Source organism: Arcicella sp. GW458-12-2-14-TSB2, assembly GCF_059423785.1.
The window spans coordinates 23,819-47,572 of sequence record NZ_JBWKYN010000012.1; the positions used below are offsets into that span (position 1 = coordinate 23,819).

Below are 23,754 nucleotides of genomic sequence, written 5' to 3' on the forward strand. Positions count from 1 at the left end.
AAAAACACTATGCTACAAGCTCAGATTTATATTGATGAGGACGAACTCTTTGGAACAAAATCACTGCATGAGTTCATCATCCAATTCTTGATTGCCCAAAAAATACAAGGTTTAACCGTTTTTAAAGGCATTTCAGGCTTTGGCTCCAACAAGCACTTCAATCGTCCAAACGATTTATTTAGTTTCGACGAAACCCCCATCATGATTACTTTCATCGATGAAACAGAAAAAGTAAGAGCGGTTTTAACGGCTCTTAGAGTAGAAGTAAAAAGCGGATTTATTATTACCAACCCAGTTGAACAGTGGAAATAGATGATTAAGAACTTGTTAGTATTCAGCCTTCGCAATCGCTGGATTGTTATTGCGATAAGTACAGTATTGATGGCTGTTGGCTATTGGTGCTTTACACAATTAAAAATAGAAGCCTATCCAGATATTGCCGATACGTGTGTGATTGTAGTAGCACAATACGACGGTAGAGCTGCCGAAGAAGTAGAGCAACAAGTAACTGTACCGATAGAACGAGCCTTACAGAATACACCCAATGTATTAGACCGTAGGAGTCGTACTATCTTTGGGTTATCTGTTGTGCAATTGACTTTCAAAGATGGTACAGATGATTATTTCGCTCGTCAGCAAGTAATAGAGCGATTAAGTAGCGCTGCTTTGCCTGCTGGTGTGAGTCCAGAGCTAGCACCGATGAGTACTGCTGTGGGCGAAATTTACCGTTATGTAGTAGAAGCTCCAGCCAATTTTAGCCAGACACAATTAAGAGATTTACAAGACTGGGTAATAAAACCTGCATTATTGCAAGTACCAGGTATTGCAGATGTAGTAACATTTGGCGGTCCGCTGAAACAATACCATATTATTACGTCGCCTGAAAAGTTAAGAAAATATAACCTGACTTTACAAAATGTTACAGATGCGGTAAATGTAAATAACCAAAACACAGGAGGAAACATCTTGGCCCGTGGCGGACAAGGTTTTGCCGTAAGAGGGTTAGGAGCTATTAAAAATGAACAGGATATTCAAAATATCGTGTTGAAATCGGATAATGGGATGCCTGTATTTATTCGAGATGTGGCCACTGTGGAGATTACTCCGCCACCTGCCAGTGGTGTTTTAGGTTATACCGTTACCAAAGATAAACTTGACGTAAATAGTGGCGTAGAAGGCATTATTTTGTTAAGACGCTACGAAAACCCAAGCGAAGTACTGAAACTATTGAAAGAAAAAATGGCGGATTTGCAAGCAAGCGAATTGCCAGAAGGTGTGCATTTACGCCCACTTTATGACCGAAGTTTCTTGATTGACCATTCATTAGAGACCGTAGCACATACTCTTTTTGAGGGAATCTCTATCGTCGTAATTCTATTGATATTTTTCTTAGGAAGTATCCGTAGTGCTTTTGTAGTGGCATTGACCATTCCTTTCTCTTTATTGTTTGCGTTTATATTAATGCGTTTGACGGGTATTCCTGCTAATTTACTTTCATTGGGGGCTATCGACTTTGGTATTATTGTAGATGGTGCCTGTTTGATGGCAGAACATTTAATCAGGAAATACCGAACAGCCACGGTAGAAGAAAAGAAACAGGGAATCATCAGAATTACCTTGCTTTCAGCCCAAGAGGTAGGTCGTGAAATTTTCTTTTCAGTTACCATCATCATTTTGGCTTATATGCCTATTTTATTGATGACACGGGTAGAAGGCAAGTTATTTTCACCGATGGCCTTAACCTTGGCGTTTGCAGTAATAGGTTCGATGTTGGCAGCGCTTACGTTTATTCCAGTGTTAATTTCTTTCAGCTATAAAAAAGCGTTGGCAGATTTTGAAAAACCAATGAAAGAACACAAGAATTATGTATTGGATTTTCTGTCTAAACACTATGGTAATGTATTAGTAAAATTGCTGAAACATTATAAAAGAACAGTAATTATAGGTTTTACCATTGTGGCAACTTTTATCTTATGTGGATTGAAACTGGGCACAGAATTCTTACCAAGTTTGGATGAAGGTTCTATCTTCTTAAGAGGGAATTTTCCTTCAGGTATTACCATACAGGAGAACGCAAGCTATGCTCCAAAAATCAGGAGTATCATTGCTAAGTATCCACAAATTGCTTTTGTAATTACGCAAACAGGTAGAAACGACGACGGAACAGACCCATTTCCTGCTAACAGAAATGAGATTTTAGTCGGATTGAAGGATTATAGCCTCTGGAGTAAGACCATTTCTAAAAAAGAATTGGTTGATAAAATAAAAAATGATCTTCAACAACAATTACCTTCTGTATCTTTTTCTTCTGGTCAACCTATCATTGATCAGGTGATGGAAATCGTAACAGGTAGTGCCGCAGACCTCGCTATTTCCGTTGTAGGGGATGATTTGAAGATGATGCGACAAAAAGCAGACAGTATTGCGGTCATTGTAAAGCAAACCACTGGGGCTGATAATGTTAACATAGAGCAAGAAGGGCCGCAAGATCAACTAGCAATTAATATAAATCGTGAGTCCGCCGCACGTTTTGGCATAAATGTTGCTGATATACAAAATATGATTGAAGCGGCGATTGGAGGGAAAGCAATCTCAACTTTATATGATGGTACCAAACGTTATGATATTGTTGTTCGCTTTTTACCACAGTTCCGAAATTCAATCGATGCTATCAAAGATATTTTAGTACCCTCGGCAAATGGTTCGTTAATTCCCATGAGTCAATTAGCAGATATTCACTTTGTAGAAGGGCAAACGAATATTTATCGTTACGGAAGCAAGAGGATGGTAACTGTTCGTACAAATATCAAAGGCAGAGACCAAGGTAGTTTTGTGAAAGAGTTACAAGATAAGATTGATGCCAAAGTACACGTACCAAAGGGTTACCAAATAATTTATGGTGGTCAGTACGAAAACCTCGAACGCGCAGGCAAGCAATTAGCTTTCACGATTCCGTTAACAATACTATTGGTTTTTCTTTTCTTGTTTATGTTATTCAAGAATTTGCCTAATACCTTAGTAACAATGAGTTGTATTTTGTTCGCACTGGGTGGTGGTATCGTCGCCTTATTAATAAGAGGATACTATTTTAACGTTTCGGCAGGAGTTGGTTTCGTAAGTATTTTTGGTATTTCAGTAATGGCAGGGGTTTTATTAGTATCAGCCATTAATCGAGCGAAAGGGTATAATGATGCCGAGTTACAACAAAATGTATTGGTATCATCAAAAGAACAATTAAGGGCCTTATTATCCATTTTAGTAGTTGCTATTATTGGTCTTGTACCGGCCGCTATTTCATCAGGAATTGGTTCAGATGTCCAACGCCCTTTGGCAACGGTTATTATCGGTGGTTTGAGCAGTACTTTAATTTTTGCACCACTGATTTTACCATCACTTTATTTGTGGTCAGAAAAAAATAGAAAAATAAAAGTTATTGAAGAAACTGAATAATGATTATTTGAAGATATTAAAATGCCCTAATCTGCTTTGTTAATTCATACGGGAGCGTTTACAAAAAACGCTCTCATTTTAAAAAAAATGCGTAACCTGCTTTTAACAAGAGTACCTAACCATTTATACACATTGTATAACCACTTTTTAAAAATCACCTAACTGCTTAAAAAAAACAATGGGTTGCCCCTTTTAAAGAGTACCTAACCATTTTTATAAAATAATACCTAACCACTTTTAATAAGAGTACCTAACCATTTATCACACAATGCCTAACCATTTTTATAAAATTGCCTAACTGCTTTTAAAAAACAATACCTAATCATTTTTCAAAGAATACCTAACCCACCATTTATAAGTAGTACCGTTTAGGCGTATTATTGTATGAAAGTATAATAGACGCCTAAACAAAAAAACTCATAATCGATTGATTATGAGTTTTTTATTGTGGGCCCACTTGGAATCGAACCAAGCACCTACTGATTATGAGTCAGTTGCTCTAACCGAATGAGCTATAGGCCCTACAAAGCTTTTAATTTCTTTGTGGTGCAAAATTAGAGGTTTAAAAGCATTTTTACAAAATATCTTTTTAAAAAAACATTTAAACCTTTTCAAGTACTACTCATCTAAGGGTTGTTTTTAAATATTAACTATCTCAGCAATGAAAAGGAAATTAATCTTTGCAGCGTGCTTAGTAGCCGCTACTTTTATGGTAAATGTTCAGACTTCTGTAGCTCAAAGTGCTGAAACACAAAATGGTGCTCCACAAGATATGACTCCTGAACAGAGAGTGGACAATCAATTAAAAAGATGGACTAAGGCTTTGAGTTTGACTCCTGAGCAAGTAACTCAGGTTAAGCCTTTGTTGATGGAAAGAGTGACAAAAAGAGAGTCTTTGAGAAATGCAACTGATAGACGTGCTGCTATGCAAGAGTTACGCGACCTTACTAAGGCACAGGATGAAAAACTGAAAACGATTTTTACTGCTGAACAGCTTACTAAATATACTGAGCTACAAAATGAAATGAGAGAGCGTGGTGGAAATGGTGGTGGTCGTAGAGATGGCAATAATTAAGTTTTTTAACGACTAAATAATTAAAAAAAATAGCGATGCAGGTTTTGTATCGCTATTTTTGTTATTGGGCTTCTTTGAGGGACTTTAGGACTTTAGGACTTTAGGACTTTAGGACTTTAGGACTTTAGGACTTTAGGACTTTAGGACTTTAGGACTTTAGACGCTAGACGCTAGACGCTAGACGCTAGACTGAAGACTTTAGGACGTTAGGATACATGACACATGATTTTAAGATGAAATGATATTTTGGATGACAAGTAGAAAGATATTTATATCTTGGAATTAAGAAATACAATTAAATATCTACTCGTCAATTATTCACTAACTCTCCACTCTTTAAATCACAACTAAAACAATACATGAATAAACGTAAAATAGTTAATGATCCTGTCTATGGATTTATTAATATTCCGACTGAATTAATTTTTGATTTGATTGAGCATCCTTACTATCAACGCTTAAGAAGAATCAAACAGTTAGGTATGGCCGAATATGTTTATCCTGGTGCTTTGCATACACGTTTTCATCATGCATTAGGCGCCATGTATTTAATGAACGAGGCCTTATCTACCCTAAAAAGTAAAGGACATGAAATTTCGGATGCAGAATGCGAATCTGCACAAATTGCTATTTTACTGCATGATGTGGGTCATGGGCCATTTTCTCATGTGCTCGAGTCTGTCATTTTGAATCATGTATCCCATGAGCATATTTCATTTCTGTTGATGGAAGAGCTCAATAAGCAATTAGGTGGTGCTTTGACGCTAGCCATAAAGATGTTTACGGGCAAGTATGAAAGAAAATTCTTTACACAATTAATTTCAAGTCAGCTAGATGTTGACCGAATGGATTATTTAAACCGAGATAGTTTTTTTACGGGTGTACGCGAAGGTTTTATTGGGGCCGATAGAATTTTGAAAATGTTGGATATTGTCGACAACCAATTGGTGGTTGAACAAAAAGGCATTTATTCTATTGAAAACTTTTTAACGGCTCGTCGGTTGATGTATTGGCAAGTATATTTGCACAAAACCTCTATTTGTGCCGAAACAATGTTGATACAAATTATTACAAGAGCAAGAGAATTAATTAGGGCAGGTGAAAACGTTTTTGCTACACCCGCCTTCATGGTTTTTTTACAAAAAGATGTTAGTCTTCAAGACTTTATTTCTGACAAATCTTACTTAGAAGCCTTTGCCGAAATGGATGATTATGACATTTGGGCTTGTGTAAAAATATGGGCAAAACACCCTGACAAATTGCTATCTAATATCAGTAAAATGTTATTGGATAGGAATTTATACAAAATTCACATTTCAGACTCACCCATTGAACCATCTTTTCTTGAAAAAATTCAAATTGATTTACTAAGTCATGCTAGTGTTCAGGTAAGCGATTTACCCTATTTAATGATAGAAGGAAGCACTTCTAATGCGGCCTATGTATCTGGCAAACAGAACATTAATATCCTAACAAAAGACAAAAGAGTATTGGATATTGCAGAGGCCTCTGATTTACCCACAATAAAGGCATTAAGTAACATCGTCAAAAAATATTATATATGTTGGGCAAAGAATGTATATTTGCGGTAAAATATGTTAGGCGAAGCCGTCCAAAAACAAACCCCAACGACCACACCCCAAGAATGGAATTTACCGTTGAACAAATTGCTCTGATGCTAAATGGAGAAATAAAAGGAGATAAAAACCTTAAAGTCAACCAGTTAGCTAAAATTGAAGATGGAACAGAAGGCAGTATATCCTTCTTAGCGAATCTTAAATACGAGCATTTTTTATATACCACCCAAGCAACTGCTGTAATTGTTGATAAAACATTTGAGCCTAAAAAGGAGTATTCTCCTTGTTTAATCTTGGTTGAAAATGCATATTCGGCTTTTACTACACTTCTTCAAGAATACCAAAAAATCTTAGCAAATCAGAAGAAAGGCATTGAACAACCCTCATTTATCAGTAATTCTGCTACAATCGGTGAAGGTGAATATATTGGTGCTTTTAGTTATATTGCTAGTAATTGTAAAATTGGGAAAAACGTAAAAATATATCCTCATGTAACAATATTGGAGGCCAGTATTATTGGTGACGATTGTACCATTTATTCAGGTGTAAAAATCTATCCTAATACTCATATAGGCAACCATTGTACTATCCATGCCAATGCAGTAATTGGTGCGGATGGTTTCGGCTTTGCACCACAGGCAGATGGCACTTATCAAACGATTCCACAACTAGGCAATGTTTTAATAGAAGACTATGTGAGTATTGGAGCAAATGCCACGATTGACCGTGCTACGATAGGCTCTACCATTATCAGAGAAGGCGTAAAGATTGATAATTTAGTTCAAATTGGACATAATGTAGAAATCGGCAAAAATACAGTAATTGCTGCACAGACAGGTGTTGCAGGTTCGGCAAAAATAGGTGCAAATTGTATGATTGGCGGACAAGTAGGCATTAATGGTCATATTAATATACCAAACAAAACGATTGCACTGGGGCAATCGGGTATTTCTAAAGCTCCTAATAAAGAAGGAACGATTTTAAGCGGTACGCCAGCTACTGAAAACATAGACTACTTGAAAACACAGGCTCTTATTCGTAAACTTCCTGCTACAGAGAAACGATTGAGAGAAATAGAAAATAAGTTAAAAAGCAATGAATAATAAACAGCATACCATCAAAAAATCTGTTACGATGTCGGGGGTTGGCTTACACACTGGTGTTGTAGCTAATATGACGTTTTTGCCAGCTCCGCCTAATCATGGATACAAGTTTCAAAGAGTAGATTTACCCAATCAGCCCATTGCAGATGCTGACGTAGATCACGTAGTAGATGTTTCAAGAGGAACAACCATAGAACATAACGGAGCCCGAATTAATACAGTAGAACACGTATTAGCAGCGATGGTAGGCTGTCAGGTTGATAATGTTTTGATACAATTGGATGGACCTGAACCACCTATTATGGATGGAAGTTCTATCAAATTTGTAGAAGCGATTTTAAATGCAGGTTTAGAACAGCAAGATGCTCATCGTAAATTTTTTGAAATTCCTTCTGAAATCAGGTATAAAGATGCTGAAAGAGGCGTTGAATTAGCGGCTTTACCTTTGAACGATTATCGTTTGACGGCAATGGTAGATTATAACTCTAAGTTCTTGACAAGTCAGCATGCCAATTTAACGGCTATCAGCCAGTTCAATGAAAGCTTTGCTAAATGCCGTACCTTTTGTTTTGTACATGAGCTAGAAGCCCTATACAAAGCAGACTTAATAAAAGGTGGAGATTTATCAAACGCTATCGTAATTGCCGACCGCGATTATTCTGAAGAAGAGCTTAATCACCTTGCAATGGTGTTAGGTAAACCAAAAGTAAGCGTTTCTAAAGAAAAAGGCATTCTTAATAATTTAGAGCTATATTATAATAACGAAATGGCACGCCATAAGTTATTAGATATGGTGGGAGATTTAGCTTTAGTGGGTCGCCCAATCAAAGCTCAAATCTTAGCAGCACGCCCAGGCCATGCAGCCAATGTAGAATTAGCGAAGAAAATCAAAAAGTTGATGTTGGAAACTGAGAAAAATAAAGTACCTCAGTATGACCCAAAGCAACCTCCTATTTTTACCTTTGAGCGCATCTATCAATTGCTTCCTCACCGTTATCCATTCCAAATGGTTGATAAAATCATTTATTTGGACGACCAGAGTGTAGTAGGTATCAAGAACGTAACCATGAATGAAAATTATTTTATGGGTCACTTTCCTAACAACCCAGTGATGCCGGGTGTTATGCAAGTAGAAGCAATGGCACAAACGGGTGGTATATTGGTGCTTAGTTCGGTACCAGATCCAGAAAACTACTGGCCATACCTAGTAGGAATTGAAAATTGCCGTTTCAGAAAAAGTGTAGTACCAGGCGATACGGTGGTTTTTAAATGTGATTTATTAGCCCCTATCAGAAGAGGTATTGCAAAAATGCACGGGGTAGCGTATGTAGGCGGACAAGTAGTTTGTGAAGCCGACATGACAGCTAGCTTAGTAAGAAAGAGTTAATTATTACGAATAATTATTCGTTGTTATCAATAAAAAATATGACACAACCCTTAGCGTACATACACCCCGACGCCAAACTTGCTCAAAATGTAGTCGTAGAACCTTTTACGGTGATTCATCAAAACGTGGAAATTGGTGAAGGTAGCTGGATTGGTTCAAACGTAACAATTTTTCCTGGGGCAAGAATTGGTAAAAATTGTCGTATTTTTCCGGGTGCCGTAATATCTGCTATTCCACAAGACTTAAAATTTCAAGGAGAAGAAACACTTGCCATCGTAGGTGATAACACTACAATTCGTGAATGTGTAACGTTAAACAGAGGTACTGTTGATAAATATAAAACGCAAGTTGGTAAAAATTGCTTAATTATGGCCTATTGCCATATCGCTCATGATTGTATCATTGGCGACAACGTAATTATTGCTAACAACGTACAGATGGCTGGACACGTAGAAGTAGGCGATTTTGCTCGTTTTGGTGGTACTGCCGCAGTACATCAGTTTGTAAAAATCGGGAAACACGTAATGATTTCGGGTGGAGCCTTAGTAAGAAAAGATATTCCACCTTATACAAAATCTGCTCGCGAGCCACTTGGCTATGTAGGCATTAATTCAGTAGGATTAAGAAGAAGTGGTTTTTCAGAAGAACAAATCTCGCAAATTCAGGAAGCATACAGGTATATCTATTTGAAGAATCTGAATACCTCTGATGCACTTACACAAATAGAAATTAACCTTCCTGCTTCTTCTGAACGTGATGAAATTGTAAACTTCATCCGTAATTCAGAAAGAGGTATCATGAAAGGTCTTTCATAATAGTTATAAAAGGTTGATAATTGCTTTCTTAAAAGAATCTATTATCAACCTTTTTACTTAATCGAAGCATAACCCTTGAATATCAACGCTCAAAATCTCGGTAAAAAGTTTAGAAATGAATGGATTTTCAGAAAATTAACGCTGGAATTTCAGACGGGCAATTCATATACTTTTACAGGAGCAAATGGTAGCGGAAAATCTACTTTATTACAAGTACTTTCAGGCTTTATGCCTCATACTGAAGGGAATGTTGTTTTTCAAGAAGGAGATAAAGTACTTGAAATCGACCATTTTTATAAACACATCAGCATTACCGCTCCATATTTAGAATTAATAGAAGACTTCACCCTTAGTGAACTAATAGCTTTTCATACTAAATTTAAGTCTTTACGAGACTCCTTCACTATCAATCAATTCATTGATTTTATTGAATTGCCCCAAGCCAAGAACAAAGAAGTAAAATATTTTTCGTCGGGCATGAAACAAAGAGTGAAATTAGGGCTTTCCTTCCTATCTGACTGTGAGATATTGATGCTTGACGAACCGACATCCAATCTTGATAATAACGCAGTGAATTGGTACCTAAAAAACGTGCAAGAGTATTCAAAAAATCGTTTATTGTTTATCTGTTCCAATCAACCTTCAGAATATGAATTCTGTGATAAGGTTTTTAATATTCAGGATTTTAAGCAATAAGCTTCATATTATTTAATGGTTAATGAATTTTGTTTGTACTTATTGCTATCATAAAATTACTGGATATTTCTAATCAGTTTAATTCTTTTCATAAAAGCTATTGCTCCATCTATATCATAATATTTTTGTCGCATTATTTTAACTTTATAGCTAAGTGGCAATAAATATCCCCACTTAGAATCAGGTAAAGTTCCTTCAGCTATCGTTTTACTTATGTAATGATCTAATTCTTTCTGAAGTTCTGGTATTTCTAAAAGTTGTAGATTCGATGTTAAATCTGTTAAATTAAATTTAAAACTGCTATTATTTTCATTATAATTTATTACATCAATCCCACGCATGATAAATAGCAAATTTAGTGCTCGATTTATTTTTGTGCCTGTAAAGGTATAATATTGTAAATATTTTTTTGTTAGCAATAAAGGTCTTTCATTCTCAACATCCTTAATATCACAAGCAACAAAATCATCTCTCATTTCTTTTAACTTATCAATACAAGATTCATTCAGAAAATCGTATTCATTCTTATTATATAACAATTCCAGCATCTTTTCACGTATTCTACTGTCAGTAACCCCACCATCACCCAAAAACAGGGGTGGTTTTCCATCATTTGCAGTAACAACTTCTATCCTTTTTACTTTAAAATCTACATAAATTATTTTCCAGATTTTAGCAGCTAATAAGACATTTTGATCTTCCTGTATTTGAGGAGAATAGGGTATTTCACCAATCGCAATCCCAGCATTCACAACCTTAAAGTTTTCTTCAGTCATAAATACGGTATAAAAATCCTTGCTATTTACAATTTTCTCCCCTTCTACCCCTATAATTACTTCATGCTGTAATTTTTCGAGCATATCGGTTGAAATGAGATGATTTATAATTTCAATCATCTCTTGTTCTTCTATCTCTTTAAAGGCAAAATTTCCTTTAAGCTTTAAGATAAGCTCAGAAACGCGTATGCCTGAATGTCCTTTTACGATAGAAAGCCCTTGGTGGAGCAATAAATCATAAGGCTTTTCACAAATAGCAGGTGGCTCTATATATCCTTCCTTATAGAGTAACCAACAGGCTATAGATTGCAGTAAACTCCATTTTTCAGTTGCATACAGGAAAAGATTGCTTGTAGCTCCTTCTCTACGCCCACTTCTGCCCACACGTTGTATTAATGATGCTATACTATTGGTAGCATCTATTTGTACTACTTCATCTACATTGCCTATGTCAATGCCTAGTTCTAGTGTTGACGTACAGGTAATACAGAAATTACTTCTCCCGTTATTTTTTGCGAAATATTCTACATATTCTCTTACTTCTTTATGGACTGACGAGTGATGAGAAAAATAGTTTGGATGCCCATTTACTCTTTCCGAAATTTTTTTAAGTTTTACAGCTATCTCTTCTGCACGCCCCCTATTGTTAGGAAAAATTAGTGCTTTACTATTACAAGTTTCGACATATAGGTCTTTAAGCAATGCAAGCGGTGTCGTTCTTGGTATATCTGCTTCAAAATATCTGAATACAGCATTTATATCTTTCTTTGTTCTGTCAAGCAGTACGGTAGTATTCTCTTCATACCCAGTAAATTTCTTGGCTTCATTATAATCGCCTATTGTGGCTGAAAGACCAATAATTCTAAAAGAACTGACATTAATATCCTGAAGCCTTGAAAGCAATGATTTAAGCTGTATACCACGATCTGACCCTATAAAAGTGTGAATCTCGTCAATGACCACAAACTTAAGATTACAAAAAAGTTGCTTTACATTATAAGGCTTATTTACCAACATTGCCTCAATAGATTCTGGTGTTATTAAAACAACTCCTGATGGGTCTTTTATTAGCTTGTCTTTAAGTCCTTTGTTTGCTTCGCCATGCCATTTAGTAACGGTAACTTCCATATTTTTGCATAGGTCTTCTATACGATAAAACTGGTCGTTTATAAGGGCAATAAGCGGCGAAATGTACAATACCTGTACACCAGATTCATTAAAATCGACTTTAGACAGAATCGGCAAAAAAGCCGCCTCTGTTTTACCAGAAGCAGTCCTTGATGCTAATATATAATGATTATCTGTCGTAAGTATCCGTTCTATAGCAGCATTCTGTATAGGGCGTAACTGCTCCCATCGTTTATCTCTTATGAATTTACGAATGGATTCTGAAAGTAGTTCGAACGACATTACAATTCTTCTATAGTATCCATTAAAAATTTATCTGGTCTTTCATCGCTAATTTCAATATCATCAAATAATTTAGATTTATCCAGCGAAGGGTTTTGCCTAAGTATGTTAAGTATATTAAGAAAATCACGGATAACTTCACGTGGTGTAAGGAATTCTGACGCCCCTGGTTTATTAAACATTTCTTCCATAAAGGCCAGTATATCGTCGTCTGAGACATTCGTTTCTGTCTTATAGTTAAAATCAAAAATAGCTTTTAATTTTTTTAGCAGTACAAAAATCTCATTATGACCTAAAGGAAAAAGTTTAATCACTGGCTGAGAGAAATCACGTATTTCTGCCGTTTCAAATTTATTGGTTTGCAAACGTGATTTAAGGGCATGGTAACTGAATAAACCCCTGCGTTCATTTTCCAATACTTCTTTTGTACCCGCAAAATTTATAAATAGGTTGCTTACTCTGCCCTGAAAACAATCGTTGTAAATAGAAAGTATCTTTTCATAGTTCTTTTCTCGCATTGCCGCTGTAGAAATTTTGTAGAGGTTGATAGCCTCATCTAGGTTTATCATAAAGCCACTATAGCCCATGCTTACAAACAGCTTGCAGAAGTTTTTAAGCATATCATAGTAATTTAGGTCATTTATAATCTCCCTTACGCCCAAGTCTTGTCTGGCCTCTGTTTTGGTATTATATTCACCTTTTAGCCATTTTAAGGCATTTCTCCTGAGTTGCTCATCATTTTTGATATAACCTTCATAATATTTCATTACTACAGTACCAAAATCAAACCCTCCTACTTCGGTTATATCATTAATCGTTTTCATGATATTGCTCTGGATGAGGTTCAAGTATTGCTCATCTCTGATATTTGCCAATGGTATATTGTTGTTCTGAGCTGTTTTCATAACTACTTGCTCAATCCATTTTTCCATTAAAGTAGGTAGTGCTCCACCTTCGGGTTTGGTCTGTATAGCCACATTATCCATAATGGCAGAATACAGCGCCACGCCTTTTCCATCAGTAGAATAAAGTCTATTATCAGGTGTAAAGTCGGCATTTGTTACTACAAATTTTTGCTTTAAGGCAACTGTATTCAGCAAATGGAGCATAAATGATTTTCCTGAACCGAAATCTCCTATCCAGAATTTAACCATACTGTGCCCATTTTTCACATCATCTAATGCTGTTACTACCGCATTTATTTCTTCAGACCTCCCTACCGTTATGTGCTGTACACCTATTTTGGGAACTACTCCCCCTATTAGTGAATTTATAATTGCTGTTGCTTCTTTTGGTTTTATGTTATCTGTCATTTGGCAAGTATAGTTTGATAGTAATTTTCATTTATGGTGTAATATTCTTCATCTTCCTCTATTAACACATCATCTAATGTTTCATAGCATACTTCGTTTAAACTCTCGATTAATTGGTTTTTAAACAAGCCCTTAGAACGCGCAAAACTCTCTACATCTTGATGGGAAATAGACAGGTTAGCTTTCACAAACATTTCTAGTATTTCGCATTGTATTTGTGTAAGGTTTATTCCTGTATTAAATACCGATATTTCTTCAGCGACAGATTTAGAGGTTATCTCCATTATCATTTCATCGGCACTGATTTCTTCGGTTTTAAATATATTGGCTTCGTCTTCATATTCGTCTTTTAGATATTCATTGAGTAACTCCACTGTTCCTGAATGCTTTTCATGCACTTGCTGTACAACATCTCTATCAATCTGTATTTTTTTACGTTTTGCAGCATATACATTAGGCACTCCATTTAAAGCCTTACCCAAATCTTTATCCTTAATCATTTCACTTACTATAATCTGAAAATCATGTAGTTGCTCATTGGTTGTAAACAAGCTTTTTTGAACTGTTTTTGTCAATGGCTTATTATCAAATTTTACAGACTTTAGGTCGTAATGTAAATAATAGATATATAATTTTAGAGATGATATTTTATCGTGCTGTGCAATAAATTTTGAAGCTTCATAAAAGATATTTTCAACCGCAGGATTTCGTTTATTCAGGTTACCAAGTATAACTATGTCACTTACAAATTGCCTATAATCGCCTATATAATTATTCGTAAGTTCGTCATATTTAATTTTCCACCGCACCGAATTGTGTCCATTCAGTTCTAGTTCCACATTACGGTCAGGCGCAGAAAGTGTAGGAGCATATATAGCAAGAGCTTTCAGTAAACGGATTATAAGTTTATCCTGATATTCGTTGTTTACTTCAACAGATACATAAGGTATATCTGTGCTGAGTTTACGTTTATGCCCATAATGTTCACGAACCATATTTTCACAATATTTAAAAATATTAGCGTGTAGTTCGCTTACAATCGTTTCCAGCGAGTAACTATAATTACTACTCCCTTTTCTATAATTAAAATGTTTACGGGCAATAATATCAGCAATTTTATTTAGCTCACTTTCCAATGAAGAGTTCTCCTTTTGATACTTTTCATCAAGTCGCTTTATTGCTACAAGATATAGCTTAATTATTTCGAGCCCACAAAACTCAATATTAAAGAAGTTATTATTTGGATTGCTTAGCTTATTAAGTACTAAGGTATCTTCATTAGTAAGATTAAGCTTGGTTTTATAAAGGGTACCTAATTTCCAGTAATTATCATCATAAGAATAATAATTCTCTTCTCTTCTTATCCTTTCTGCGTCAATACTTTTGCCATTTTCATCTAGCTTTTTAATGATTAAAGAAGTACAATACGACTTGGTTTTAGGATAATGTTTCCCCAATTGCTTCAGTAACTTTTCTAAGCGTGTAGCACTTTTATGATTGTTATAATCATCTAATAAGTCAAAAAGCAATATAAAGGCATAATTAGTATTTCCCTCAATATCCATATAAATTTCATTGAGAAAATTAGTCTTAAAGGTTTTGTAAAACCTTCGCTGGTCATTACTGGCAGTATTTATTTCAGAAAAAGAATAAACATACTGGTGTTGCCAGTAGGGAACATTGCTCTTTGTAGAATTACTATCTAGTAAAGTAAAAGATTGGCCAGTAATATCAATAATTGATTTATCCATAGCTTGTCAGGGGTCGTAATAGTTGTATTATTATTTAGCTTCTTAGCGTATAGAACATTTATGATGTAGTATATTATAGTAAGTCATTTATCATATCAAAAAAATTCCTACAATCGGGTAATTTGTTTCTTGGGGAGGTTATAATAGACGATTGCTTTCATAAATTCTTTAAAAGCATTGGAGATACTAAAGGCTTTATGAGTGTTTGCCAAAACTTAAGTTTATTTATTTCAGTCTGATTTACTTCACGATTTAAATTTATTTCTTGCAAGGTGTCTTTAGCATTGTCAGCCCGTGATTTAGAAGCAATAATGTTTAGCATTGGTGTATTAATATCTTTCATAGTAAGTAGATTTTGGTTGATATATCAAGTTTAAACAAAATTTTAACAGTAAGCAACAAGTGTTTTAATTTTGTAAATAAAATTAAAAATATCGACCTGAGTAGGGCATAAATAGCAATAGTACTTGTCATTGAAGTAAGGAGGATATTTCTAAACAGAAGGCGCTATTCCCAAATTTTATGTGGGAAATTTATAGCGATTATCAATAATAAAATGGAATATCAGATGTGTTTCAATGAATCATAATATCGAACTTTTTGACTTAGAGAACCCTTAAGATTTATGGATAAGGACAGTACATTAGAATGTTTTTTTCTTTTCTATTTCAGGGAATGTCTGGTCAATTCGTTTAGCAAGTTCAGGCAATTTAATAGTTGGAACAGCTGGGAATAAATGGTGTTCTAAATGATAAAACATACTAAAAGTTAATTTGTTTTTCCAGCCACCCCTTTGAGTTCTTGCAAATTCAGGGCTGTCGTGGGTGTCATGATGAACCGTCCAGACTGCAAAGAATGACATCAAAAATTCTCCAATAACCATGATGATAATATGGTAGATTAAAAAATCAATTCTATAATAAAACACTAGGAAAACGAAAACTACAATAGAAATAAGTTCAATAAGCACGTTTTGTCTGTAATTTTCATTACCAAGTTTGAGTGTGATTTTGTGAATGAGAAATACATGTATTGGACCATATAAAATTGCCCCATACCAAGTCATTGCTGCAGATTTTCCTTCGTAATCTTCTTCCTCAAGACAGTATTTATGGTGTCTTATATGGTTAAATTTAACGGCATGGATAGAAACAACCATTAAAATGCTATTAAGGTATAAAGAAAGCCAAGTCAAAAACTTATTTGTACCCAACGAATTGTGGAATCCATTATGCACTTGTCTAAGTCCTGTTAAGAAGAAAAATGCTGAAAATGGTAAAGCAAGAAGATAATAATCAAAATATGCGAGCGATAAAGACACAATCAACCAAGGAATAGTAAGGTTATTTTCAATCAACATCTCTTTGATAGACAAACTTCTTAAATCTCTCCATTCGACCTTTTTTAATATCTCCTGATGTGTCATTGTAGTGTTATTAAGTATGTGTAAATAAATAACAATTTAATAAACTATTCTGAAAGACAGTTCTATTATTTATTAATTATTCGGTAGTTGTTAAAAGTATTGATAAACCGTTTTGGTTATATATAATCAATGATAAACATTTTAGTTACCAAATGATGATACCTTATAACAAAGTCTTTCTAACATAACGGGTTATTCTTGCTCTAAGGGTTGCCCAATATCGTTCAATATGATTTGTTTGCCGAAATTCTTTATCAACTTATTGATGGTTTCCTTTTGCTTTTAGAATAGCGTAAGATTTGACTGGTGTCCCCCATAATCGCTATAACTTTTTGCCACTATCGGCATAAAAACGCAAAAAAAGCACATATATTTACCAAACAATTGCCGATAACGGCATAGTTAAAGAAGCTATATGAAATATATTTCGGTAAGTGAATTCGCAAAAAAATGGAAATTATCCGAAAGGACAATACGCCATTACTGTGCTACGGGAAAAATAAACGGGGCTTTCATTACTGGTAAAACCTGGAATATTCCAGAGGATGCTCTATTGCCTGAAAAAGGTCCTAAGAAAAAAGTAGGCGAGAATGTATTGCTCAACCACCTCAAAGAGCAAAAGGATATGAAACTCAACGGAGGTATTTATCATCGTACACAAATCGAACTCACTTATAATTCAAATCGTATTGAAGGCAGTAAACTTACACATGATCAAACACGATATATTTTTGAGACCAATACCATCGGTATTTCTAAAGAAAGTGTGAATGTAGATGACATTATCGAAACCTCAAATCACTTTCGTTGCATTGATTTAATTATTGATAAAGCTAATGCAAAACTATCAGAATCATTTATAAAAGAGCTACACTTTTTATTGAAAATAGGTACATCTGATAGTCGAAAAGATTGGTTTAATATTGGTAATTACAAAAAGCTTCCTAATGAAGTCGGTGGTAATGAAACCTGTCCTCCTAAAGAAGTGGCTACCAGAATGAAGGAATTACTTTATAACTATCATACTATAGAGAAGAAAACTTTTGAAGATATTATTGACTTTCATTATCAGTTTGAAATTATACATCCATTTCAGGATGGGAATGGTCGCGTAGGGAGGTTAATTATGTTTAAGGAATGCCTTGCGAACAATATTGTGCCATTTATAATTGATGAAAATATAAAGATTTTCTATTACAGAGGTTTACAAGAATGGCCCCATATAAAAGAATACCTTTTAGATACTTGTCTTACAGCTCAAGATAACTACAAAGTTATACTTAAATATTTTGAGGTAGATTTTGAATAAATTATTTTGTATAAATCCATTCTGAAGGAAGTATTTTACTAACTCACAAGATTATTTTACTACTACCGAATATTAGTATTTAAAACACTATTGCTCTAGAACAGGAAATCGGTACCGAAATGCTTCGATACCGATTTACAGAATAAGAATAGCCACTCACTATATGTATCCACTATTAGGGATGACTTATGTTTAATTGTGGCCCCGGAAGGAATCGAACCTTCATCTTAGGTACCGGAAACCTACATTCTATCCATTGAACTACGGAGCCAAGTGTCTTGATTCAGACGGGCGCAAAATTACGAAAACTTCTCTAACTGCTTTACCAAAACCTCAAAATCTTTCGGATAAGGGGCTTCTATCTTGATAATCTCTTCATTTAATAACTTGAATGTTAACGAGCGAGAATGCAGGGCTACTCTTTTCATTAAAGGAAGTTCGTCTGTATCTTTTTTTAGATTAAATTTTCTTTTTAAATCAGATAAGTAAATATACTCTCCGCCATAAGTTGGGTCACAAACGATGGGAGCTTTCAAACATACTAAGTGAATCCTGATTTGGTGCATTCTGCCTGTTACGGGCATACATTCTACTAAAGTATGGTTACGATATACTTTAATCGTATTGAAAATTGTCTCCGCTTCTTTCCCTTTCTGACGGTCTATCATTACTTGGGTGCCATCTCTTTTCTGTGCGATGGGTAAATACACTGAAATCATTTCAAAATCATGAGCGCCATTTACGACAGCATGGTAGCGTTTTTCAACCTGACGGTGTTCAAACTGCATGGCCAAGTGGCGATAGGCTGCTGGATTTTTAGCAATAGCCAATACTCCCGAAGTCTCTTTGTCTAAACGGTGAGCCAACTGTGCATCATCTGAGTATTCTTTGGCTAAACGTAAGATACTCTGCGAGTTATCCGCTTGTCGTTCGTCTAGTGAAGCAATGTATGGAGGTTTGTTGATAACAATATAATCGTCGTTCTCAAATATAATTAAGTCCTTGAAATTCAGTCGCATGGTAATCTTTTTGTCTTTAAGCCTGCAATTTACCAAAATTGTTTCACATTAGCTTATCCATTTTGTTGCTCGATTACTTTAATGAGTTGCTCCAAGGTAGCTTGTCTGGCTTCGTCTGCTTCTGGATATTTCATGTCAACCGCTTTCAGATGGTGTAAAATAATACTACTTACAATCAATCGCATATTCTTTTTATCATCCGCTGGTATCACATACCAAGGTGCATGTTTCGCCGCGGTTTGATTGACCATTTCTTCGTAAGCAGATTGATACTCATTCCAAAAATCACGTTCTTTTACGTCCCCCTCTTCAAATTTCCAGTTTTTAGTAGGGTCTTGAATACGCTCAATTAAGCGTTCACCTTGTACTTTTTTGGATACATTTAGGTATATCTTCAATACAATTATACCATTTCTGTTGAGATACTTTTCATAATTACGAATGTCTTCATAACGATGCTCCCAAACTTTATCTAAGTCTTTCGTAAACTCCGTTGGTATTTTTTCACTATTAAGCAATATCTCAGGATGTACTTTCACCACCAATAATTCCTCGTAATAAGAGCGATTATGAAAAACCATTTTTCCTCTCTCTGGCATTTTCATCATATTTCTCCACATAAAATCATGATCCAATTCTTCAGCAGTTGGTCTTTTGAAGCTATGTACCGCAATACCCGCAGGGTTTACGCCTGAAAGCACTGCCCTTATCGTTCCATCTTTACCTGCCGCATCCGAAGCCTGCAACATAATCAACATCGCATAACGGTTATCAGCATACATCAAGCTCTGGAGTTTATCAATCTTATCCTTTATCTCTGCTATCTGTAGTTCATACTCCTGTTCAGATTCATAAAAATCTTTGATTTTGGTAGCTGTTTTTTTGATTTTAAACTTCTTTTCTCCGTTATACTCAAACTCTTTGATATCTATTTTCATGATTGTTTTTGGTCTTGATACTTATTTTGATAGTTTATAAAATAACTATACCATTAAACGATTCACTCAAGCCAATTCCTCTTTCAAAAACCTAGCCGTATGACTGCCTTTTACTTTGGCTACTTGTTCGGGTGTTCCTTCTGCAATGATTTGACCTCCTTTTTGTCCACCTTCTGGACCAACGTCTATAATATGGTCTGATACCTTGATAACATCTAAATTATGTTCGATAATTAATACCGTATTACCTTTATCGGCCAAACGGTCTAGTACTTCCATCAAGGCTTTAATGTCTTGAAAATGCAAACCTGTAGTCGGTTCATCTAAGATATACATGGTTTTACCTGTATCTCTTTTAGAAAGCTCCTCTGCTAATTTTACTCGTTGTGCTTCGCCACCCGAAAGCGTAGTTGCTTGCTGACCAATGGTGATATAGCCCAACCCTACTTCTTTCAACATTTGTACCTTGCGAGAGATTTTTGGCTGATTTTCAAAATATTCTACCGCTTGCTCTACCGTCATGTCTAACACATCGGCAATTGATTTTCCTTTGAAGCGTACTTCTAACGTTTCTCGATTAAATCGTTTTCCTTTACAAGTTTCGCAGGCAACATGAACATCTGGCAAAAATTCCATTTCAATCTTTTTCATACCCGCTCCTTCGCAATCTTCACAACGTCCGCCTTTTACATTAAAGCTGAATCGCCCTGCTTTGTATCCTCTAATTTTTGACTCTGGCAATTCTGCAAAAAGCGTACGAATATCTGTAAACATTCCTGTATAAGTAGCAGGATTCGAACGTGGCGTTCTACCAATGGGCGACTGGTCTACTTCTATTACTTTATCTAAATGCTCTAAGCCTTCTACCGATTTATGAGGCATAGGTTCACGCTTGGCATTGAAAAAATGGCGATTCAAAATAGGATACATGGTATCATGAATCAAAGAAGATTTACCTGAACCGCTTACACCTGTTACAGAAATCATCTTGCCAAGGGGCAATTTCAAGGTAACATTTTTTAAATTATTCCCTGTTGCTCCTTTAATTATCAAGAAATTACCATTGCCTTTCCTGCGTTGTTTAGGCACTTCAATACCTATTTCTCCACTCAGAAATTTAGCCGTTGTTGAATTATTCTTTAAAAATTCTTCTGGTGTTCCTTGTCCAACAATTGAACCTCCATGACGACCAGCCCCTGGACCAATATCCACCACATAGTCGGATGCCAGCATCATATCTTTATCATGCTCAACCACTAAAATAGAATTACCCAAATCACGTAAATCTTTTAAGGCTTGAATCAACTTTACGTTATCACGTTGGTGCAAACCAATGCTTGGTTCATCCATGATATACAATACATTGGTCAATTGCGTACCAATCTGTGTAGCCAAACGAATACGCTGTGCTTCACCACCTGACAACGTTCTTAGTGAACGATTAAGCGTTAAATATTCCAAGCCTATGCCCGTTAAAAAGCCTATTCGTTTTCTGATTTCTTTCAGAATTTCTTTGGCAATAACGTTTTGACGCTCATTCATGCGTGCTTCCAACCCTACAAACCATTCTGCTAGTTCAGCAATGTCTAACTCGGCCAATTGAGCGATATTTTTATGGTCTATTTTAAAATGCAGAGATTCTTTTTTCAATCGTAACCCTTTGCAATCAGGACACGTATTCACGACCATGAAATCTTTTAACCACTCTTGGATTTTCTCCGAGCCAGTCTCCTGCTGACGTTTCAAGAAAACAATAATACCTTCGTACTTGGTATTCCAGTCGGTTCCTTCATATTTTTTTGAGGGTACAGGCACAGGTTCATCTGTGCCATACAACATAATCTTGATAGCCTCCTCAGGAAATTTTTCTAGGGGCGTAGCCAAGCTTACCTTAAAGGGTTTTAGGAGTACTTCTAATTGCTTGAAAATCCACATATCTCGGTATTCCCCTAAAGGTGCAATAGCTCCTTTATTGATACTTAGTGTTTTGTCTGGCAAAATAGAATCTTCGGTGATTTCTTCTACTTTTCCTAAACCTTGGCAAGTAGGGCACCAACCGTAAGGTGAGTTAAAAGAAAAGTTATTAGGCGAGGGTTCGTCATAAGAAACTCCAGAAATAGGGTCCATCAAATACTTTGAGAAATTGCGAACTTCGCCTTTTTCATCACGGGTCATCATTAAGCCTTTTCCTTGATTCAAAGCCGTTTGAACGGATTGTGATAAACGAAAACGTTCTTCTGTTTTTACCACAATTCTATCTACTACAATTTCAATATCGTGAATCTTAAAGCGGTCGAGTTGCATTTTGGGCTGAATATCCATCACCACGCCATCGACTCTTACTTTGGTATAGCCCAATTTGGCAATCTGTACAAAGAGTTCACGGTAATGCCCTTTTCTCCCTTTTACGACAGGAGCCAAAAGAATCAATTTTTGGTCTTGATAATCATGTAAGATTACTTCAATGATTTGGTCGATAGACTGCTTAATCATCCTTTCGCCCGTTACATAACTAAAAGCCTCCGCAGCACGAGCATACAATAAACGCATAAAATCGTAAATCTCGGTAACAGTACCGACCGTAGAGCGTGGGTTTTTAGAAGTCGTTTTCTGCTCAATAGAAATAACAGGAGAAAGCCCATTGATTTTATCTACGTCGGGGCGTTCCATGTTACCTAAAAAGCTACGAGCATACGCCGAAAAGCTTTCCATATAACGGCGTTGCCCTTCTGCATAAATAGTATCAAATGCAAGTGAAGACTTTCCAGAGCCAGAAATGCCAGTGAAGACTACTAGTTTATTACGAGGAATAGTTAAATCTATATTTTTAAGGTTATGTTCTCTAGCGCCGAGAATTTCTATTTGTTCATAACCTGTAATGTCTGAATGTTTGTTGTTGGGCATAATGTTTTAAAATCGTGATATGAATTTAACACGCAAAGCAATAGTAAAGTTACCAAAAAAGCCCATGTTTTTGACATGGGCTCGATTTTGTTGTTTTGCTTTTATCAAGTCAGTATAAAATGTGCGTATTATCTTTCTATCGCATCAATCGTTTTAATAATCCTGTATTTTATTCCTTGTAGTTTTACATCTGAATTTTTACTCGACATTCTATCAAGAATACTGTATACATTATCTTTTTCTAAATAATTGAACCCTCTTAATCCTACCTTTTTGCCTTTAGGAATAAACTTCTTTACATCTTCGTCTTCGAATAGTATATAGTTTTTAAGGATGTGGATGTCTTTGGGTAATGCTTTTATATTTGTCTCGAAATCTTCTGTAAATGATGCAATGGGAGATGGCTTTTTCCCTTTTTCAAAGATAGGAAAAGCATAAAAACCTATGATATAGTTCTTTTTATCTTCCCAGTTTTTCGCTTTTATAAATACAATTTTCACCAATTTTGCATTTTCTTTGTCAGGTGTTTTTGTCCATAATTGTGGCAGTAGCCCTGCATAGTAGTCATTTTCATCTGTCGGATATACTTCATGAGCAAAGTTCAATGAGGTATAGGTGATGCCATGTTCTTTAGTGAATCCAAAATTTGAATTTTTCAAATCCTCTTCGGTAGACTCCGCTTGCCATTGATTAGAATTCCAATCAACCGTTGCCAGAATACCAAAGTACTTTTCTGCAATAATTTTATTTGTCATAATTTTTTTTAATTATTTGTAAGTAGCTGTAGACACTGTTTTCTAAGCAA

General features: G+C 35.5%; 18 protein-coding genes, 2 tRNA genes and 1 pseudogene. 9 read left to right on the forward strand and 12 right to left on the reverse strand.

All coding sequences use genetic code 11. The features are described 5' to 3' along the window. Window positions 1-9 precede the first annotated feature (9 nt). Window positions 10-312 (forward strand): DUF190 domain-containing protein, encoded by a 303-nt coding sequence (locus AC07XN_RS03085; RefSeq protein ID WP_309922896.1) that lies wholly within the window; start codon window positions 10-12, stop codon window positions 310-312. After that, window positions 313-3,450 carry an efflux RND transporter permease subunit gene (locus tag AC07XN_RS03090; RefSeq protein ID WP_494741996.1) on the forward strand — a complete coding sequence of 1,046 codons (3,138 nt, stop codon included), beginning with the start codon at window positions 313-315 and terminating at the stop codon, window positions 3,448-3,450. It abuts the gene before it with no gap. A 448-nt stretch (window positions 3,451-3,898) separates the two neighbouring features. Here AC07XN_RS03090 and AC07XN_RS03095 read toward each other — a convergent pair. Further along, window positions 3,899-3,972, reverse strand: a tRNA-Ile gene (locus AC07XN_RS03095). Window positions 3,973-4,111: 139 nt separating this feature from the next. Here AC07XN_RS03095 and AC07XN_RS03100 point away from each other — a divergent pair. The 6 genes from AC07XN_RS03100 (at window position 4,112) to AC07XN_RS03125 (ending at window position 10,103) form a co-directional block, all read left to right on the forward strand. Further along, the gene (locus AC07XN_RS03100; protein ID WP_309922901.1) at window positions 4,112-4,525 is read left to right on the forward strand and encodes a DUF4890 domain-containing protein; all 414 of its coding nucleotides are present in this window, start codon (window positions 4,112-4,114) and stop codon (window positions 4,523-4,525) included. 359 nt (window positions 4,526-4,884) lie between these two features. After that, entirely contained in the window at window positions 4,885-6,117 is a 1,233-nt protein-coding gene (locus AC07XN_RS03105; RefSeq protein WP_309922903.1) for an HD domain-containing protein, read from the forward strand. Between the two features lie 53 nt (window positions 6,118-6,170). Beyond that, a complete protein-coding gene (gene lpxD / locus AC07XN_RS03110; protein ID WP_309923079.1) occupies window positions 6,171-7,205 on the forward strand; it encodes a UDP-3-O-(3-hydroxymyristoyl)glucosamine N-acyltransferase in 1,035 nt (344 codons plus the stop codon). Beyond that, window positions 7,198-8,592 (forward strand): bifunctional UDP-3-O-[3-hydroxymyristoyl] N-acetylglucosamine deacetylase/3-hydroxyacyl-ACP dehydratase, encoded by a 1,395-nt coding sequence (locus AC07XN_RS03115; RefSeq protein ID WP_309922906.1) that lies wholly within the window; start codon window positions 7,198-7,200, stop codon window positions 8,590-8,592. The genes lpxD and AC07XN_RS03115 overlap by 8 nt, the downstream gene beginning before the upstream one ends. A gap of 38 nt (window positions 8,593-8,630) precedes the next feature. After that, entirely contained in the window at window positions 8,631-9,407 is a 777-nt protein-coding gene (gene lpxA / locus AC07XN_RS03120) for an acyl-ACP--UDP-N-acetylglucosamine O-acyltransferase (protein WP_309922908.1), read from the forward strand. 75 nt (window positions 9,408-9,482) lie between these two features. Beyond that, on the forward strand, window positions 9,483-10,103 hold the full coding sequence (locus AC07XN_RS03125) for an ABC transporter ATP-binding protein (RefSeq protein WP_494741997.1): 621 nt from the start codon (window positions 9,483-9,485) through the stop codon (window positions 10,101-10,103). A 56-nt stretch (window positions 10,104-10,159) separates the two neighbouring features. Here the strand turns inward: AC07XN_RS03125 and AC07XN_RS03130 are convergent, their stop codons facing one another. The 6 genes and pseudogenes from AC07XN_RS03130 to AC07XN_RS03155 form a co-directional block, all read right to left on the reverse strand. Next, the gene (locus AC07XN_RS03130) at window positions 10,160-12,289 is read right to left on the reverse strand and encodes a DEAD/DEAH box helicase (RefSeq protein ID WP_494741998.1); all 2,130 of its coding nucleotides are present in this window, start codon (window positions 12,287-12,289) and stop codon (window positions 10,160-10,162) included. Continuing rightward, window positions 12,289-13,602, reverse strand: coding sequence for an ATP-binding protein (locus tag AC07XN_RS03135; protein ID WP_494741999.1), 1,314 nt, complete (start codon window positions 13,600-13,602; stop codon window positions 12,289-12,291). The genes AC07XN_RS03130 and AC07XN_RS03135 overlap by 1 nt, the downstream gene beginning before the upstream one ends. After that, window positions 13,599-15,353: a tellurite resistance TerB C-terminal domain-containing protein gene (locus AC07XN_RS03140; RefSeq protein WP_494742000.1), complete on the reverse strand. Its 1,755-nt coding sequence runs from the start codon at window positions 15,351-15,353 to the stop codon at window positions 13,599-13,601. Before AC07XN_RS03140 ends, AC07XN_RS03135 begins: the two co-directional genes overlap by 4 nt. A 157-nt stretch (window positions 15,354-15,510) precedes the next feature. After that, entirely contained in the window at window positions 15,511-15,696 is a 186-nt protein-coding gene (locus tag AC07XN_RS03145) for a hypothetical protein (RefSeq protein WP_494742001.1), read from the reverse strand. A gap of 300 nt (window positions 15,697-15,996) precedes the next feature. Then, window positions 15,997-16,779 (reverse strand): fatty acid desaturase family protein, encoded by a 783-nt coding sequence (locus AC07XN_RS03150; protein ID WP_494742002.1) that lies wholly within the window; start codon window positions 16,777-16,779, stop codon window positions 15,997-15,999. A 169-nt stretch (window positions 16,780-16,948) separates the two neighbouring features. Beyond that, window positions 16,949-17,038: pseudogene (locus AC07XN_RS03155) on the reverse strand (IS1 family transposase); the annotation flags it as partial. A gap of 156 nt (window positions 17,039-17,194) precedes the next feature. Here AC07XN_RS03155 and AC07XN_RS03160 point away from each other — a divergent pair. Beyond that, the gene (locus AC07XN_RS03160) at window positions 17,195-18,088 is read left to right on the forward strand and encodes a Fic family protein (protein ID WP_494742003.1); all 894 of its coding nucleotides are present in this window, start codon (window positions 17,195-17,197) and stop codon (window positions 18,086-18,088) included. A 199-nt stretch (window positions 18,089-18,287) separates the two neighbouring features. On the opposite strand, the gene AC07XN_RS03165 is transcribed toward AC07XN_RS03160, so the two are convergent. The 5 genes from AC07XN_RS03165 to AC07XN_RS03185 all read right to left on the reverse strand — a co-directional run bounded on the left by AC07XN_RS03165 (window position 18,288) and on the right by AC07XN_RS03185 (window position 23,704). Continuing rightward, window positions 18,288-18,359 (reverse strand) — tRNA-Arg (locus AC07XN_RS03165). Window positions 18,360-18,387: 28 nt separating this feature from the next. After that, window positions 18,388-19,107 carry an RluA family pseudouridine synthase gene (locus tag AC07XN_RS03170; RefSeq protein ID WP_492801258.1) on the reverse strand — a complete coding sequence of 240 codons (720 nt, stop codon included), beginning with the start codon at window positions 19,105-19,107 and terminating at the stop codon, window positions 18,388-18,390. Between the two features lie 53 nt (window positions 19,108-19,160). Continuing rightward, window positions 19,161-20,045 (reverse strand): PPK2 family polyphosphate kinase, encoded by an 885-nt coding sequence (locus AC07XN_RS03175; RefSeq protein ID WP_494742004.1) that lies wholly within the window; start codon window positions 20,043-20,045, stop codon window positions 19,161-19,163. A gap of 66 nt (window positions 20,046-20,111) precedes the next feature. Then, the gene (gene uvrA / locus AC07XN_RS03180; protein ID WP_494742005.1) at window positions 20,112-22,949 is read right to left on the reverse strand and encodes an excinuclease ABC subunit UvrA; all 2,838 of its coding nucleotides are present in this window, start codon (window positions 22,947-22,949) and stop codon (window positions 20,112-20,114) included. Window positions 22,950-23,077: 128 nt separating this feature from the next. Beyond that, window positions 23,078-23,704, reverse strand: coding sequence for a hypothetical protein (locus AC07XN_RS03185; RefSeq protein ID WP_494742006.1), 627 nt, complete (start codon window positions 23,702-23,704; stop codon window positions 23,078-23,080). Between the last annotated feature and the right edge of the window lie 50 nt (window positions 23,705-23,754).